At 67.4% G+C, this 13,859-nt stretch carries 14 protein-coding genes and 1 pseudogene; 11 read left to right on the forward strand and 4 right to left on the reverse strand.

Annotated features, from left to right (window positions below; genetic code table 11):
• Positions 1-146 precede the first annotated feature (146 nt).
• The 4 genes from AB0N16_RS30815 to AB0N16_RS30830 all read left to right on the forward strand — a co-directional run bounded on the left by AB0N16_RS30815 (position 147) and on the right by AB0N16_RS30830 (position 4,305).
• Positions 147-1,286, forward strand: coding sequence for a 5-(carboxyamino)imidazole ribonucleotide synthase (locus AB0N16_RS30815; protein WP_365802329.1), 1,140 nt, complete (start codon positions 147-149; stop codon positions 1,284-1,286).
• A complete protein-coding gene (gene purE, locus AB0N16_RS30820; RefSeq protein WP_365802331.1) occupies positions 1,283-1,807 on the forward strand; it encodes a 5-(carboxyamino)imidazole ribonucleotide mutase in 525 nt (174 codons plus the stop codon). Before AB0N16_RS30815 ends, purE begins: the two co-directional genes overlap by 4 nt.
• Before the next feature lie 21 nt (positions 1,808-1,828).
• Complete coding sequence (locus tag AB0N16_RS30825; protein ID WP_365802333.1) at positions 1,829-3,007, forward strand: dipeptidase; 1,179 nt, start codon at positions 1,829-1,831, stop codon at positions 3,005-3,007.
• 206 nt (positions 3,008-3,213) lie between these two features.
• Positions 3,214-4,305, forward strand: a complete 1,092-nt coding sequence (locus AB0N16_RS30830) for a dipeptidase (RefSeq protein ID WP_365802335.1) — start codon at positions 3,214-3,216, stop codon at positions 4,303-4,305.
• Positions 4,306-4,361: 56 nt separating this feature from the next.
• Here AB0N16_RS30830 and AB0N16_RS30835 read toward each other — a convergent pair whose 3' ends face one another.
• On the reverse strand, positions 4,362-4,748 hold the full coding sequence (locus tag AB0N16_RS30835) for a VOC family protein (protein ID WP_365802337.1): 387 nt from the start codon (positions 4,746-4,748) through the stop codon (positions 4,362-4,364).
• A 13-nt stretch (positions 4,749-4,761) separates the two neighbouring features.
• The gene (locus AB0N16_RS30840; protein ID WP_365802339.1) at positions 4,762-5,121 is read right to left on the reverse strand and encodes a VOC family protein; all 360 of its coding nucleotides are present in this window, start codon (positions 5,119-5,121) and stop codon (positions 4,762-4,764) included.
• 113 nt (positions 5,122-5,234) lie between these two features.
• Here AB0N16_RS30840 and AB0N16_RS30845 point away from each other — a divergent pair.
• Positions 5,235-5,543, forward strand: a pseudogene (locus AB0N16_RS30845) (CGNR zinc finger domain-containing protein); the annotation flags it as partial.
• Positions 5,544-5,806: 263 nt separating this feature from the next.
• On the opposite strand, the gene AB0N16_RS30850 reads toward AB0N16_RS30845, so the two are convergent.
• On the reverse strand, positions 5,807-7,150 hold the full coding sequence (locus AB0N16_RS30850) for a UDP-glucose/GDP-mannose dehydrogenase family protein (protein ID WP_365802341.1): 1,344 nt from the start codon (positions 7,148-7,150) through the stop codon (positions 5,807-5,809).
• 177 nt (positions 7,151-7,327) lie between these two features.
• On the opposite strand from AB0N16_RS30850, the gene AB0N16_RS30855 reads away from it, so the two are divergent.
• Positions 7,328-8,485, forward strand: coding sequence for an acyl-CoA dehydrogenase (locus AB0N16_RS30855; RefSeq protein ID WP_365802343.1), 1,158 nt, complete (start codon positions 7,328-7,330; stop codon positions 8,483-8,485).
• A gap of 199 nt (positions 8,486-8,684) precedes the next feature.
• Here AB0N16_RS30855 and AB0N16_RS30860 read toward each other — a convergent pair whose 3' ends face one another.
• Positions 8,685-9,860 carry a site-specific integrase gene (locus AB0N16_RS30860; protein ID WP_365802345.1) on the reverse strand — a complete coding sequence of 392 codons (1,176 nt, stop codon included), beginning with the start codon at positions 9,858-9,860 and terminating at the stop codon, positions 8,685-8,687.
• A gap of 146 nt (positions 9,861-10,006) precedes the next feature.
• Between AB0N16_RS30860 and AB0N16_RS30865 the strand changes: the two genes are divergently transcribed.
• The 5 genes from AB0N16_RS30865 (at position 10,007) to AB0N16_RS30885 (ending at position 13,554) form a co-directional block, all read left to right on the forward strand.
• Positions 10,007-10,558, forward strand: coding sequence for a hypothetical protein (locus AB0N16_RS30865; protein ID WP_365802347.1), 552 nt, complete (start codon positions 10,007-10,009; stop codon positions 10,556-10,558).
• Positions 10,559-10,646: 88 nt separating this feature from the next.
• Positions 10,647-10,799 (forward strand): helix-turn-helix domain-containing protein, encoded by a 153-nt coding sequence (locus AB0N16_RS30870; RefSeq protein ID WP_365802349.1) that lies wholly within the window; start codon positions 10,647-10,649, stop codon positions 10,797-10,799.
• 1,031 nt (positions 10,800-11,830) lie between these two features.
• Positions 11,831-12,175, forward strand: a complete 345-nt coding sequence (locus AB0N16_RS30875; RefSeq protein ID WP_365802351.1) for a hypothetical protein — start codon at positions 11,831-11,833, stop codon at positions 12,173-12,175.
• 15 nt (positions 12,176-12,190) lie between these two features.
• Positions 12,191-13,099, forward strand: coding sequence for a hypothetical protein (locus tag AB0N16_RS30880; protein WP_365802353.1), 909 nt, complete (start codon positions 12,191-12,193; stop codon positions 13,097-13,099).
• A 113-nt stretch (positions 13,100-13,212) separates the two neighbouring features.
• Positions 13,213-13,554, forward strand: a complete 342-nt coding sequence (locus tag AB0N16_RS30885; RefSeq protein WP_365802355.1) for a hypothetical protein — start codon at positions 13,213-13,215, stop codon at positions 13,552-13,554.
• The last annotated feature ends 305 nt before the right edge of the window (positions 13,555-13,859 follow it).

The following is a 13,859-nucleotide window of genomic DNA, read 5'->3' on the forward strand; positions in this document are numbered from 1 at the left end:
CCCACGCCTGTGGATGGCGACACAGGTCGGGAACAGCTTGGAAAGAGCACCGGAAAAGCGGGGCAAGAGCAGGCGAAGCGCCGGGTAAGAGCCCTGGTCGCGGGCGCGGAAACCGGCCACCGTGGCGCGGCCGATACCCTGGGGGCGTGACGTTCCCGACAGTCGGCATGGTCGGCGGGGGCCAGCTCGCGCGTATGACGCACGAAGCGGGCATCCCGTTGGGCATCAGGTTCAAGCTCCTCAGTGACACCCCTCAGGATTCCGCGGCCCAGGTGGTGAGCGATGTCGTCATCGGCGACTACCGCGACCTGGAGACACTGCGCGCGTTCGCGCGCGGCTGCGATGTGATCACCTTCGATCACGAGCATGTGCCCACCGAGCATCTGCGGGCCCTGGAGGCGGACGGCATCCCCGTGCGCCCCGGCCCCGACGCTCTGGTGCACGCCCAGGACAAGGGCGTGATGCGGGCCAGGCTCGACGCGATCGGCGTCCCCTGCCCGCGCTATCGGATCGTGGCCGACCCGGAGGACGTGGTCCGGTTCGCGGCGGAGGGCGACGGCTTCCCCGTCGTTCTCAAGACGGTCCGCGGCGGCTACGACGGCAAGGGCGTCTGGGTCGTGGAGACCGCCGAGGAGGCCAACGACCCGTTCCGGGCCGGCGTGCCCGTCCTCGCCGAGGAGAAGGTCGACTACGTCCGCGAGCTGGCCGCCAACGTCGTACGCTCCCCGCACGGCCAGGCCGTCGCCTACCCGGTGGTCGAGTCCCAGCAGGTCAACGGCGTCTGCGACACGGTGATCGCGCCCGCCCCCGACCTGGACGAGTCCCTCGCTCTGCAGGCCGAGGAGATGGCGCTGCGCATCGCGAAGGAACTGGGCGTGGTCGGCCATCTCGCCGTCGAGCTGTTCCAGACCCGCGACGGCCGCATCCTCGTCAACGAACTGGCGATGCGCCCGCACAACTCCGGCCACTGGAGCCAGGACGGCGCGATCACCAGCCAGTTCGCCAACCATGTGCGGGCGGTTCTCGACCTGCCCCTGGGCGACCCGCGCCCGCGCGCGAAGTGGACGGTCATGGTCAACGTCCTCGGCGGCGACTACCCCGACATGTACTCCGCGTACCTGCACTGCATGGCCCGTGACCCCAAACTGAAGATCCACATGTACGGCAAGGACGTGAAGCCCGGCCGCAAGGTCGGCCACGTCAACACCTACGGCGACGACCTGGACGACGTTCTCGAACGCGCACGTCACGCTGCCGGCTACCTGAGAGGCACGATCACCGAATGAGCCCTGTTGTTGGCATCGTGATGGGTTCGGACTCCGACTGGCCCGTCATGGAGGCCGCCGCGAAGGCCCTGGACGAGTTCGAGATCGGGTACGAGGTCGACGTCGTCTCCGCGCACCGCATGCCGCGCGAGATGGTGACGTACGGCGAGCAGGCGGCGGAGCGCGGTCTGAAGGTGATCATCGCGGGTGCCGGGGGAGCCGCCCACCTCCCGGGCATGCTCGCCTCCGTCACCCCCCTCCCGGTCATCGGCGTCCCGGTCCCGCTGAAGTACCTCGACGGCATGGACAGCCTGCTGTCGATCGTGCAGATGCCGGCCGGCGTCCCGGTCGCCACGGTCTCGGTCGCCGGCGCCCGCAACGCGGGCCTGCTGGCCGCCCGTATCCTGGCCACGCACGACGAGGACCTCCTGGCCCGGATGCGGGACTTCCAGCAGGACCTCAACGACCAGGCGACCGAGAAGGGCAAGCGCCTGCGGTCAAAGGTCGAGGGCGCCTCGAACGGCTTCGGCTTCGGCAAGTAGGACACCGGGAAGCAATACGCAATGACCTCTCTCGACGAAGCCCGGTCCCTGCTGCGCGAGTTCCCGGTCGTCGACGGCCACAACGACCTGCCCTACGCGCTGCGCGAGCAGGTCCGCTACGACCTCGACGCCCGTGACATCGCCGGCCACCAGAACGCGCACCTGCACACCGACATCCCGCGCCTGCGCGAGGGCGGGGTGGGCGCGCAGTTCTGGTCGGTGTACGTCCGCTCGGACCTGCCGGGCGCGGTCCCGGCGACCCTCGAACAGATCGACTGCGTACGGCAGTTGATCGCCCGTTACCCGGCCGACCTGCGGTCCGCGCTGACCGCGGCCGACATGGAGGCGGCGCGCGCCGAGGGCCGGATCGCCTCCCTCATGGGCGCGGAGGGCGGCCACTCCATCGACAACTCGCTGGGCACGTTGCGTGGCCTGTACGCCCTCGGCGTGCGCTACATGACGCTCACCCACAACGACAACAACGACTGGGCGGACTCGGCGACGGACGAGCCCAACGTCGGCGGTCTGTCCGCCTTCGGCCGCGAGGTGGTCCGGGAGATGAACCGCCTGGGCATGCTGGTGGACCTCTCCCACGTGGCCCCGACGACCATGCGGGCCGCGCTCGACACCACCACCGCCCCGGTGGTCTTCTCGCACTCCTCCGCCCGCTCCGTCTGCGACCACCCCCGCAACATCCCGGACGACGTCCTCGAACGCCTCCCCGCCAACGGCGGCATCGCGATGGTGACGTTCGTACCGAAGTTCGTGCTCCAGGCGGCGGTCGACTGGACGGCGGCGGCCGACGACAACATGCGGGCGCACGGCTTCCACCACCTCGATTCCACCGAGGACGCGATGAAGGTCCACCGGGCCTTCGAGGAGAGCCACCCCCGCCCGATCGCGACGGCGGCCACGGTCGCCGACCACCTCGACCACATGCGGGAGACCGCCGGCATCGACCACATCGGCATCGGCGGCGACTACGACGGCACGGCCTTCACCCCAGACGGCCTGAACGACGTCTCCGGCTACCCGAACCTGATCGCCGAACTCCTCGACCGCGGCTGGTCCCGCCCCGACCTGGCCAAGCTCACCTGGCAGAACGCGGTCCGCGTCCTGGGCGCGGCGGAGGACGTGGCCCGGGACCTCCAGGGCACCCGGGGGCCGTCGAACGCGACCATCTCCCAGCTGGACGGCTGACCTGCGAGACCGGGCGGGGCGACCGGTGCGGCCGTCGGCTCCGCCCGGCCCGCCCCGGTCCCGGCGGCCACCGGCTCCGTCACCCGCGCCGTGCGGGCGGCCGTACCCCCGAACGCCCCGTCCACCAGGAACCCTCCCGGGCGGCCGTGCGACGGTGGGCTACAGCCCCATCACGACGTAGCTCACGACGACGTACGGAGCCCGCAATGGCCGACCTCCACGACATTCCCACCACGACCGAGGTCGGCGAGGACGACAGCCTCCCGGACGACCCGTTCCCAGCGGTGTCAGCCGAGTTCCTGGAACGCGCCCGGCTCCTGCTGACCGCGCACCCGGTCGCGGACGGCTACAGCGGACTGCCGCGGGCGCTCGGGCCGCTGCCCTGGTACGACCTGGAACTGGGCGAGGCGGCCGTGGACACGGACGTGCCCCGGCTGCGCGAAGGGCACGTGGGCGCGCTGTTCTGGTCGCTGGACCTGCCGGAGGAGGAGCGCGGCGACCGGGCCGTGGGGGCCACCCTGGAACAGCTGGACCTGGCCCGCCGGGTGGTGGGGAGACACCCGGAGGGGCTCCGGCTGGTGCGCACCGCCGGGCAGATCATCGACGCCCGCAACTGCGGCCGGGTCGCCGTGGTGCTCGGCCCCGCCTCCGCCGCCGCCGTCGACGACTCCCTCGGCATCCTGCGCGTCCTGAACTCCCTCGGCCTGCGTGTGCTCTCCCTGACCGGGGCCGACTGGGCGGACCGCGAGGGGCTGACCCGGTTCGGCGAGGAGGTGATCCGCGAGATGAACCGGCTCGGCGTGCTCGCCGACCTGTCCGGCGCCCCGGAGCCCGTCCTCGACCGGGTCCTCGCCCTGTCCAAGACACCGGTCCTGTGCACCCGCTCCGCCGCCGCGGCCGTACGCCCGCACCCCGCCAACCTCTCCGACGCGCTGCTCGTGCGGCTGGGCGAGCAGCAGGGCCTGTGCATGGTGCCGCTGACCGCCGAGCAGTCCGGGCCGGCCGTCCCGGACGTCGCCGACCACCTCGACCACGTCCGGATCGTGGCCGGCCCCGAGTGCGTCGCCCTGTCCGGCAGCTACGACACCGGCGCCGCCCACCCCCGCGACCTCGCCGACACCTCCCGCTATCCGCACCTGATCGCCGAACTGCTCCGACGAGGCTGGTCCGAGACCGAGCTGTCCCTGTTGACCTGGGAAAACGTCCAGCGAGTACTACGCAGCGCCGACTTCACCGCCCGCGCGGCCCAACGCCGCCGCGAGCCGGCCCCCGCCAGTCCGACCGACCCGGAGGCATGAGCCCGCCCGGCCGGTCCGGACCGCGCGATCAGGGGATCCGGCACAGACAGACGTGATCAGGGGATCCGGCACAGACAGAAGGGATGACCCGCCGGGTCGGCGTACACCTGGAAGTCCTTCTTCTCCCGGTCCTCCAGATCCAGCGGGCGCGCCCCCAGCGCCAGCACCTTCTCATGCGCCGCGTCGACCTCCTCCCAGGTCGCCCCCGCGTCGAAGTCGAGATGGAGCTGCTGGGCGTTGCGGTCGGCCCGCGGCCACTCGGGCGGCGTGTACCCCGCCACCCGCTGGAAACCCAGCCGTGGTCCGTGCGGAACCTGCAGGACGACCCACTCGTCGTCCTCCGCCACCGGGGTACCTCCGGCGACGGCGGCGTAGAAGCGGGCCAGCGCGAGCGGGTCGGGACAGTCGATCACTACGTTGCGCAGACGGGCGACGATCGCCATGAGTCCTCCTGGGTCAGCAGGCGCAGAGACAGAACGGGTGCCCAGCCGGGTCGGCGTACACCCGGAAGCTGCGCGCCCTGTCCGCCGCGTCCAGCGGCTTCGCGCCCAGCTCCAGCACCGCCTTCTCGGCCGCGTCCAGATCGTCCACCGTCAGGTCCAGGTGGAACTGCTGGGAATCGTCGGGCGCGGGCCACTTCGGCGGCACGAAACCGGGCGCCTTCTGGAAGGCCAGCGCCTGCCCGCCGGGCACCACCAGGTCCACCCACTCCTCGTCCCCCTCGACGCTGCCGCCCAGCACCGCCGCGTAGAAACCGGCGAGCGCGGACGGGTCGGGACAGTCCAGGACGACGACACCGAGCTTGGCGATAGCCATGACTTCCTCCTCGAAGTCCGAGTTACCTGTTACCTGTTACCTGTTACCTGTAGAGACCTGTTGCCTGTAGAGCCGGGTAACCAGTCACCGTTACCGCATGCTCTCGTAGGCCACCCCCGCACCGCGAGGTGACCCCGCTGGGAGAGCTGCTCGCGCACGCCCCCCTGTATGTCGCCGTCGACCCTGCCGACGGCTCGGCGGCCCTCACCCCCGGCGACTCGGCCCCGCTGCACTCCCGGATCGCCGCCGCCGTTGCCACGGCCCTGGGAGAGGGCACCTGGACCCGCCTCAAGGCCTGCGAGGCCGGCACCTGCCACTGGGCGTACTACGACCGCGGCCCGGCGGGCCGCGGCCGCTGGTGCTCCATGCGGGTGTGCGGGGCGCGCGCGAAGATGCGCCGCTACCGTGCCAAGGACCGGTAAGGCACAGCCGGTTCACCGGTCACGCCTGGGTCACGTGGTGCAGAATGCAACAAGACACCGGTTCGGCCGACTGAGCCTCGGCCGAACCGGTGTCGTCTTTTGGTCGTGGACGGATACGCGCGACCCAACGCCCTGCGCTGAAGCGCCTTCAGGGGGGCGGGGCCGCGTCGACGTGCGGCTACCGCCGAGTGGGCGCGACCAGCCCCCGCGCACCCGCAACCCGCGATCGCACCCGAGGAGCCCCGGGGCGCGCACCCGTGGAACTAAGCGGTCGGACGCCCCATCGCCCGGTACGTCCACCCCGCCCGCCGCCAGACCTCGGGCTCCAGTGCGTTACGCCCGTCGAGGATCACCCTCTCCGAGGTCACCGCACCCAGCGCCGCCGGATCCAGCTCCCGGAACTCCCGCCACTCCGTCAGATGCAGCACGACATGTGCCCCCCGCACGGCCTCCAGCGCGGCGTCCGCGTAGCCGAGCGTCGGGAACAACCGCCGGGCGTTCTCCATCCCCTTCGGGTCGTACACCGTCACCTGCCCGCCCTGCAGATGGATCTGCCCGGCGACGTTCAGCGCCGGCGAGTCCCGTACGTCGTCCGAGTCCGGCTTGAACGTCGCGCCGAGCACCGCGACCCGCTTCCCGAGGAACGACCCGCCCCCCAGGGCCTCCCGGGCCATCTCGACCATCTGGCCCCGGCGCCGCATGTTGATGGAGTCGATCTCGCGCAGGAAGGTCAGCGCCTGGTCGGCGCCCAGCTCGCCGGCACGGGCCATGAACGCCCGGATGTCCTTAGGCAGGCAGCCGCCGCCGAACCCGATCCCGGCGCGCAGGAACTTCTTCCCGATCCGGTCGTCGTGCCCGATCGCCTCGGCCAGCTTGGCCACATCGCCGTCCGCGGCCTCGCACACCTCCGCCATGGCGTTGATGAAGGAGATCTTGGTCGCCAGGAAGGAGTTCGCGGCCGTCTTCACCAGCTCGGCCGTCGGGAAGTCGGTCACCACGAACGGCGTGTCCTCGCCCACCGGCGTCGCGTACACCTCGCGCAGCAGCTTCTCGGCCCGCTCGCTGCGCACGCCGACCACGATCCGGTCGGGGTGCAGGGTGTCCTGGACGGCGAAGCCCTCCCGCAGGAACTCCGGGTTCCAGGCCAGTTCGGCCTCGGCGCCCGCGGGCGCGTGCTCGGCGAGGTAGGCGGCCAGCCGCTCGGCCGAACCGACCGGCACGGTCGACTTGCCGACGACGAGCGCGGGCCCGGTGAGATGCGGGGCCAGCGACGCGATCGCGGAGTCGACGTACGACATGTCGCACGCGTACTCGCCGTGCTTCTGCGGGGTGTTCACACAGACGAAGTGGACATCGCCGAAGGCGCCCACCTCGGCCCAGTCGGTGGTGAAGCGCAGCCGGCCGGTGGAGCCCTCGAAGCCCGCCACGTGCCGGCGCAGCAACTCGTCGAGCCCCGGCTCGTACATCGGCGTCTCGCCGCGCTCCAGCATGGCGATCTTCTCGGGTACGACGTCGAGGCCGAGTACCTCGAAGCCGAGCTCCGCCATGGCCGCGGCATGCGTGGCGCCGAGATAACCGGTGCCGATCACAGTGATCTTGAGGCTCATGATGCTCCAGCTCGGGGACGTTTGTGCCTGCTGCGGGGCCGAGCATAACCGGGCCCTCCTGCGGGCAACTTTCCAGCTGTCGCGTACCTCACGTCACCGTTCCGCGGGCCGCGCTCTAAACTTTGTGTTACTTAACAGTAATTAGCGTCAGCACCACTGCGTCTGGAGTGAGGGACCTTGGCCGGATCGGCTGACTTCGACCTGTACCGCCCGTCGGAGGAGCACGACATGCTCCGCGACGTCGTCCGCGCGCTGGTCGAGGCGAAGATCGCCCCGTACGCGGCCGCGGTGGACGAGGAGGCCCGCTTCCCGCAGGAGGCCCTCGACGCGCTGGTCGCGGGCGACCTGCACGCCGTGCACGTCCCCGAGGAGTACGGCGGGGCCGGCGCCGACGCGCTCGCCACGGTCATCGTGATCGAGGAGGTGGCCCGCGCCTGCGTCTCCTCCTCCCTCATCCCCGCCGTGAACAAGCTGGGCTCGCTCCCGGTGATCCTCTCCGGTTCCGAGGACCTGAAGAAGAAGTACCTGGCGCCGCTGGCCAAGGGCGACGCGATGTTCTCGTACTGCCTCTCCGAGCCGGAGGCGGGCTCCGACGCGGCCGGCATGAAGACGAAGGCGGTCCGCGACGGCGACCACTACGTCCTCAACGGCGTGAAGCGCTGGATCACCAACGCGGGCGTGTCCGACTACTACACCGTCATGGCGGTGACCGACCCGTCCAAGCGCTCCAAGGGCATCTCCGCGTTCGTCGTCGAGAAGTCCGACGAGGGCGTCTCCTTCGGCGCCCCGGAGAAGAAGCTCGGCATCAAGGGCTCGCCGACCCGTGAGGTCTACTTCGACAACGTCCGTATCCCCGCCGACCGCATGATCGGCGCGGAGGGCACCGGCTTCGCCACCGCGATGAAGACCCTGGACCACACCCGCATCACCATCGCCGCCCAGGCCCTCGGTGTCGCCCAGGGCGCGTTGGACTACGCCAAGGGCTACGTCCAGGAGCGCAAGCAGTTCGGCAAGCCGATCGGCGACTTCCAGGGCATCCAGTTCATGCTCGCCGACATGGCCATGAAGATCGCCGCGGCCCGTGCCCTCACCTACCAGGCCGCGGCCGCCTCCGAGCGCGGCGACGCCGACCTCACCTTCCAGGGCGCGGCGGCGAAGTGCTTCGCCTCCGACACCGCCATGGAGGTCACCACGGACGCCGTCCAGCTCCTCGGCGGCTACGGCTACACCCGCGACTACCCGGTCGAGCGCATGATGCGCGACGCCAAGATCACCCAGATTTATGAGGGCACGAACCAGGTCCAGCGGATCGTGATGGCAAGGAACCTTCCCTAGCAGGGTTTTTGCAGGTCAGAAGCTGTTTCGAAGGTCCGGAGGGGCACCCTTGGCTTTCTGACCGTTGCGGCCCGATCAGGGCCGTTCCTGGGCGTCATACTGGGGGAATCCTGGGCAGATGCCGGGCTGAAAACAGCCACTGACCTGCACAAACAACGCAGCCCCCGGCGTGACGCCGGGGGCTGTTGTCGTACGCGGATCAGGCGACCTCTGACGCCTCCGTGGGGTCGTCGGCGCCGGGCGTCAACATCGTTGCGATGGCGGCCCGGCCGCGCTGCTCGGCTCCTTCGAAGATGTAGTGGTAGTGCTCCCTCAGTACGTCCGTACTGCTGTGGCCCATCCAGTCGGCCACATCGTTCTCGGGGACTCCGGCGTACAGCAGCCGCGACCCGTAGTAGTGCCGGAGTGAGTGCGCCTTGCAGTACTTCACCTGTCCCTTGCCCAGAGCCTCCATCCAGATCTTCGGGTAGAAGTACGACGCGTAGAGGTAGCCGGTCCGCGTCACGTTGGGGAAGAGAAGCCGCTCCGGCCCCCACACGCCGTGGTTCTTGATGTGCCGCCGTAGCTCGAAGGCGACGTTCGGCGGGAGGGGGACGGTACGCCCTGGCTCGCCTTCATCACGAGCCTTGATGTGTCGACGCTGGATGGCGCTGTTCTTCCCCGACGCGGTTTCTCCGTCCTCCGCAATCTGGAAGTCGACGCGAAGCGTCTCGGCCTTGAAGTCGATCTGATCTCGGGACACCGCCATGGCCTCACCCAGCCGCAGGCCGCACCCAGCCATGAGCCACAGCATCGCGCGGTATCGCGGAGGAGCGGCATCCAGCATCGCCAGAACTTCCCGCGTCGTGAGCCGCCTTGCGGTGCTCTTCTGCTCCCGGATCTCCTTGGCGCGGCTGCCCGCGCCCTTGACCTTCTTGCACGGGTTCCGGCCGACGATCTCGTTGACGACAGCCCAGTCCATCATCCCGGAGAAGAACGAGAACCGCTGACGCCGTGTGCGGGCGGACAGCTTCCGGTCCTGCTCCATCCACAAGAGCCACTGCTCAACATCAGCGACCTTCAGGGACACGATGGAACGGGCCTTGAAGAACGGCTCAATGGTCGTGTTGAGGATCGACCGGTACTGCTTCTTGGTGCTGTTCTCCAGCTTCCTTTGATTCGTCCACTGCTCCCACACGGCCGTCACGGGCTGCTTGCCCAAGCGGTCGTCCAGGTAGGTCCCGGCGTCGAGTTCCTGCTCCTTGCGCTTGCGCTGGTCGTCAGCCCGCTTCTTGGTCTCGAACGTCTTCTGCCGTTGCTTGCCGTCCGGGTCGTACCAAAACGTCGTCCACTTCTTCGGGTCGTCCGTTGACCGCGCGACCCATGCCCTTGCCACTGAAGCGGCCCCCTCCTGCTGCTTCCGACGTACGGGCCCGCCCCGCCGTCGCGCCGGTCACTCCCCGGCGTTTTCAAGTTTGCGCACTGACCACCCTGTGTTGTCAACATAGGGTGGAACCCCCTGGGTGTGTTAACTTGAGTGATATGGAAGCGGATGACAGCGGGTTCGAGATCACTCAGCAGCAGGGCGCCTGGGTGGTCCGCATGTGGTGGCCCGTGGGGCCGGTCAACGGGGGGCCACAGCGGATCACCATCGAGCCGGCCGAAGATGCCTTTGCTCGCGAGGTGGTGCGGGGCATCTCGACCACTGTCCTGCGCAGGCTCGACGTAGCCGCAGCCCTGAAGCTGGCCAAGCAGGCTCCCGACGCCCAGCGGACGTTGGAGGAGGTGGCAGGGAAGCTGAATGAGATGGGAGAGGCGGCGGGGCTCGCCCTGGAGGGCGAAGGTGTCTCGGAGCGGTACTTGGCCTTGCTTGTTGCCACGTACACCGCCATGGCGGATTTTGGGGCTCCTGCACCCATTCCGTGGCTGGCGCGGCTCATCGGCCGCCGACCTGAGACGGTGAAGGATCACCTGAAGCGGGCCAGAAGGGACGGCTTCCTGACCACAGTTGCCGGTAAGGCGGGTGGAGAGTTGACGGACAAGGCCAAAGCAGTACTTGAGGAAATGACTGAAGCAGCTAGCCAAGGCGGCTGAACTACATAACACTTCATGCGCATTGAGCCCCCGAGGGTATTCGGGGGCTTTCTTGTTTCTTGGAGGATGAATGGCGTACGCCAGACTGATGACCGTTGACGACGTGGCCAACTACCTGAGTAAGCCCCGCTCCTGGGTGTATGGAAACTGGAAAGCCGAACAGATCCCGTTCCGCAAGGTGGGTCAGTCTCTCCGTTGCCGACCGGCCGACTTGGAGAAGTGGCTGGACGAACAGAACTGAAGAACTGTGAGAAGTGACCGCCCCCGAGGCAATTCGGGGGCTTTTTGTTTGCTGAGAGGACTCCGTGACTAAGACAATTCCGCCCCTGGACGAGACCGGACAGGCCGAGTTGGAGCGGCATGCAGATGCACTGCTGAAGGCGGCAGGTGATGAGGAATTTGCGGAGTGGCCGGACTCCTGGTCAGAGCAGGTAGAAACGGAGTTTGAGCGGATAGCCGCAGCACATACCGGGATGGTCCCCCTGCACTGGGTTTCCATCGTGGCGAGTCTTCCCACATTCGATCCTGAGTTGAGCCACCGAGACATGCAATCCTTTATGCAACAGCGTCCGGGTGCGGATGAGCCGGACCACTATGGCGAACTTCTATCTCTTCTCTCCGCAGCAGAGGAAGCGGGTGAGCGGAACGGTTCCGGGTTTGTGGTTGAGCGCCGGAATTATCCTCCGGAAACCTGCCGATGGTCCGGATGTCATGAGCCGCTGTATGCCTCTCAGACGTCACGGAAACGCGGGCGGCCTCGCAGGTACTGTCAGGATCACCAAAAACCCGCCAAAGCCCGTACACGGCGTCTGCGGTATGCGGGAACCCAGGTGGGCCGGAACCGAAACCTTGTGTACCAGTTTGACGGATTGAAGGAACAGGACCTGTCGGGCTACCGAGAGGTTTGGGGCCGGATCAATACCACCGGGTCCTGACTTGTGAGGAGGCCGCTCCGGGGCGGCCTCCTCCTGTGTCGCATTAATTCAGAACAGTGGAGGAGCGATCCTCTGGGGCCATGCACACTCGGCGGTGTGCCTCTGGCACGGCCAACAGGCCGGGCAGTTCCTAAGTCGTTATGAGGCTCTGCGGACACCTCCCTGTGAGAGTGACAACGTAGAGAAACACTTCTCCCCTTGCTTCCTACTTGCGTCGTTCACAGTGGGGGGTAAGGGGGGCAGTGTCTTCTCTTACGTTGTCCTCTGAGGTGTAGGGCCGCTCTTTGGCGGCCCTACTATCTACTTCTTTCCTTGACTAGCTCTGTAGGAGGTCGCCATGAGCGACGCAGAACCGATTTCCGAGGCCATGCCGGCCGACCCTTCCCATTCGGTCCGAGCCGAGGTTGAGCGGGAGTATTCCGGGAAGCTGGCTCGGGCTGAACTCAAGGGCTACGCAGCCCAGGCCGGGATCACTCTCCCCGATGGATTCACCGAATATCTGGACGGGTCCAAGCTGCTAGGTGAAGACGGTAAGCCTTCGGCCGAGGCTATGGACAAGGCCCTGGCCCCTTTCAAGCTCAAGGAACCGGCGTTCCCCCATCTGGTGGGGGCTCTCCCCAACCGCGAAGGGGGCCGAATCCCGGAGCCCCGTCGCATTTCTCTCGATGTTCGTAAGCGATAACTAGGAGCACCCCATATGACTCTTGCCTACCAGAACCCTGGCTCCACCACTTTTATCCCCGAAATTTGGGATGCTGACCTGCTCACGCAGTTTGACCCTCTGCTGGTCTGGGCCTCCCCTATTTGCAGCAACAACAAGTATGAAGGGGAGATCCGGCAGAAGGGTGATGTCGTCCACATCAACAGCCTTCTCCGGCCGACTGTGGGCGATTACACGATCGCTGATGGAATGACTGCCCAGCGGCCGGAGACCGTGGACCAGGCGCTGACGATTACCGAGGCGAAGTACCTTCAGGTCCTCGTGGAGGATGCGGAACGAGTTCAGCTCGCTGGAGGCTTGGACTCGCCCATCAATCAGCAGATGATTCGCGCCCTGGCCCGCGAGGCCGACACCTTCATGGGCAACATCATCGCCACCGGGGCGACGGCGCTCCCGGCCATCGTGCCGACCGCCGACAACATCCCTCAGAGCCTTTACAGCGCAGTCCTGGACATGATGCTGGCCCTGGATGACAACGACATCCCGGCGGGCCGTTACGTGGTCGTCTCGCCGCGCGTGAAGCGGTACCTCATCGAGCATCCAGCCGTGGCCAACGCTGCCGCGTACGGCGAAGGTGGCGTGACTGCCAACGGCGTCGTCGCTCGCCTTGCGGGGTTCACCATCCTGACGACTACGGCCATGCCTGTGGGCGTGGACATCGTGGCGGGTCACTCGGAGTTCGCCACCTACGCAAGCCAGTTCACCGGCTTCCGCGAGGGGCAGTCGGAGAAGTACCGGGCTGACTACATCGACACCCTGCATCTGTACGGCGGGAAGATCGTGCGATACCCGGAGCTGGACATGAAGAAGTCCGACAGCACCTTTGATGAGTCCAAGCCGACCAAGGGAATCGTCAAGGCCGCTGTCACGTGGCCTACTGCCTAACCCCTTGATTAGTTCGGGCCCCTGTCGACCAGTGGGGGCCCGTTCTTCTCACTGTCCGTCGATCAGAATCCTGCGCCGGCCGTCGACGGCACGTAACGGAAACCGGAGGATCCATGCCAAAGATGCGTAACCCAAATTCGCCGCACTCTCGATACAAAGGACTGGATGTGCTGCCGAACGATCACGGCCTGCCCGTTCCTGATCTGCCTTCCGTGAGGGATTGGTCGGATGCCGAATCCGAGCAATGGCGCCAATGGTGGAGCAGTCCTCAGTCCGCGCGCTGGGATGAGTCCTACGTCCCGACTGTGGCAGTCATGCTGACCTATTACGGCAAGATCCTTGACGGCACCGCTACCCGCGATCACCTCACCGAGTTCCGCCAGTTGGCCACGGCCCTTGGCCTGACGGCTGACGGCATGAAGCGGCTGGGCTGGGCCTTCGAGGGGGACCATTGAGCAGGCGAGCGGCCAAGGCCGGGGCGGTAGGAACCCACGACGGCACGCACCGGGCGGGCTACGAGTGCCCACGGGGTGAGCCCCAGTGCTCGGAATGTGTCCAGGAGTTTGCTATTCACATCGGGTGGCAACTGACCGCCAGCTCCAAACCGTGGGGTGGCGAATTGAAGCACCAGCCGAAGAAGTGTCATGTGTGCCGTTCCGAGGATTTGGGGATTTGATTGGCGAACGCGATCGAAGGGAGGCACCCCCGGTGGGTCCTTTTCTTTATCGAATTACCATTACCCCCATATTGAGTAATGTGT

The organism is Streptomyces sp. NPDC051105, assembly GCF_040682795.1.
Classification (GTDB): domain Bacteria; phylum Actinomycetota; class Actinomycetes; order Streptomycetales; family Streptomycetaceae; genus Streptomyces.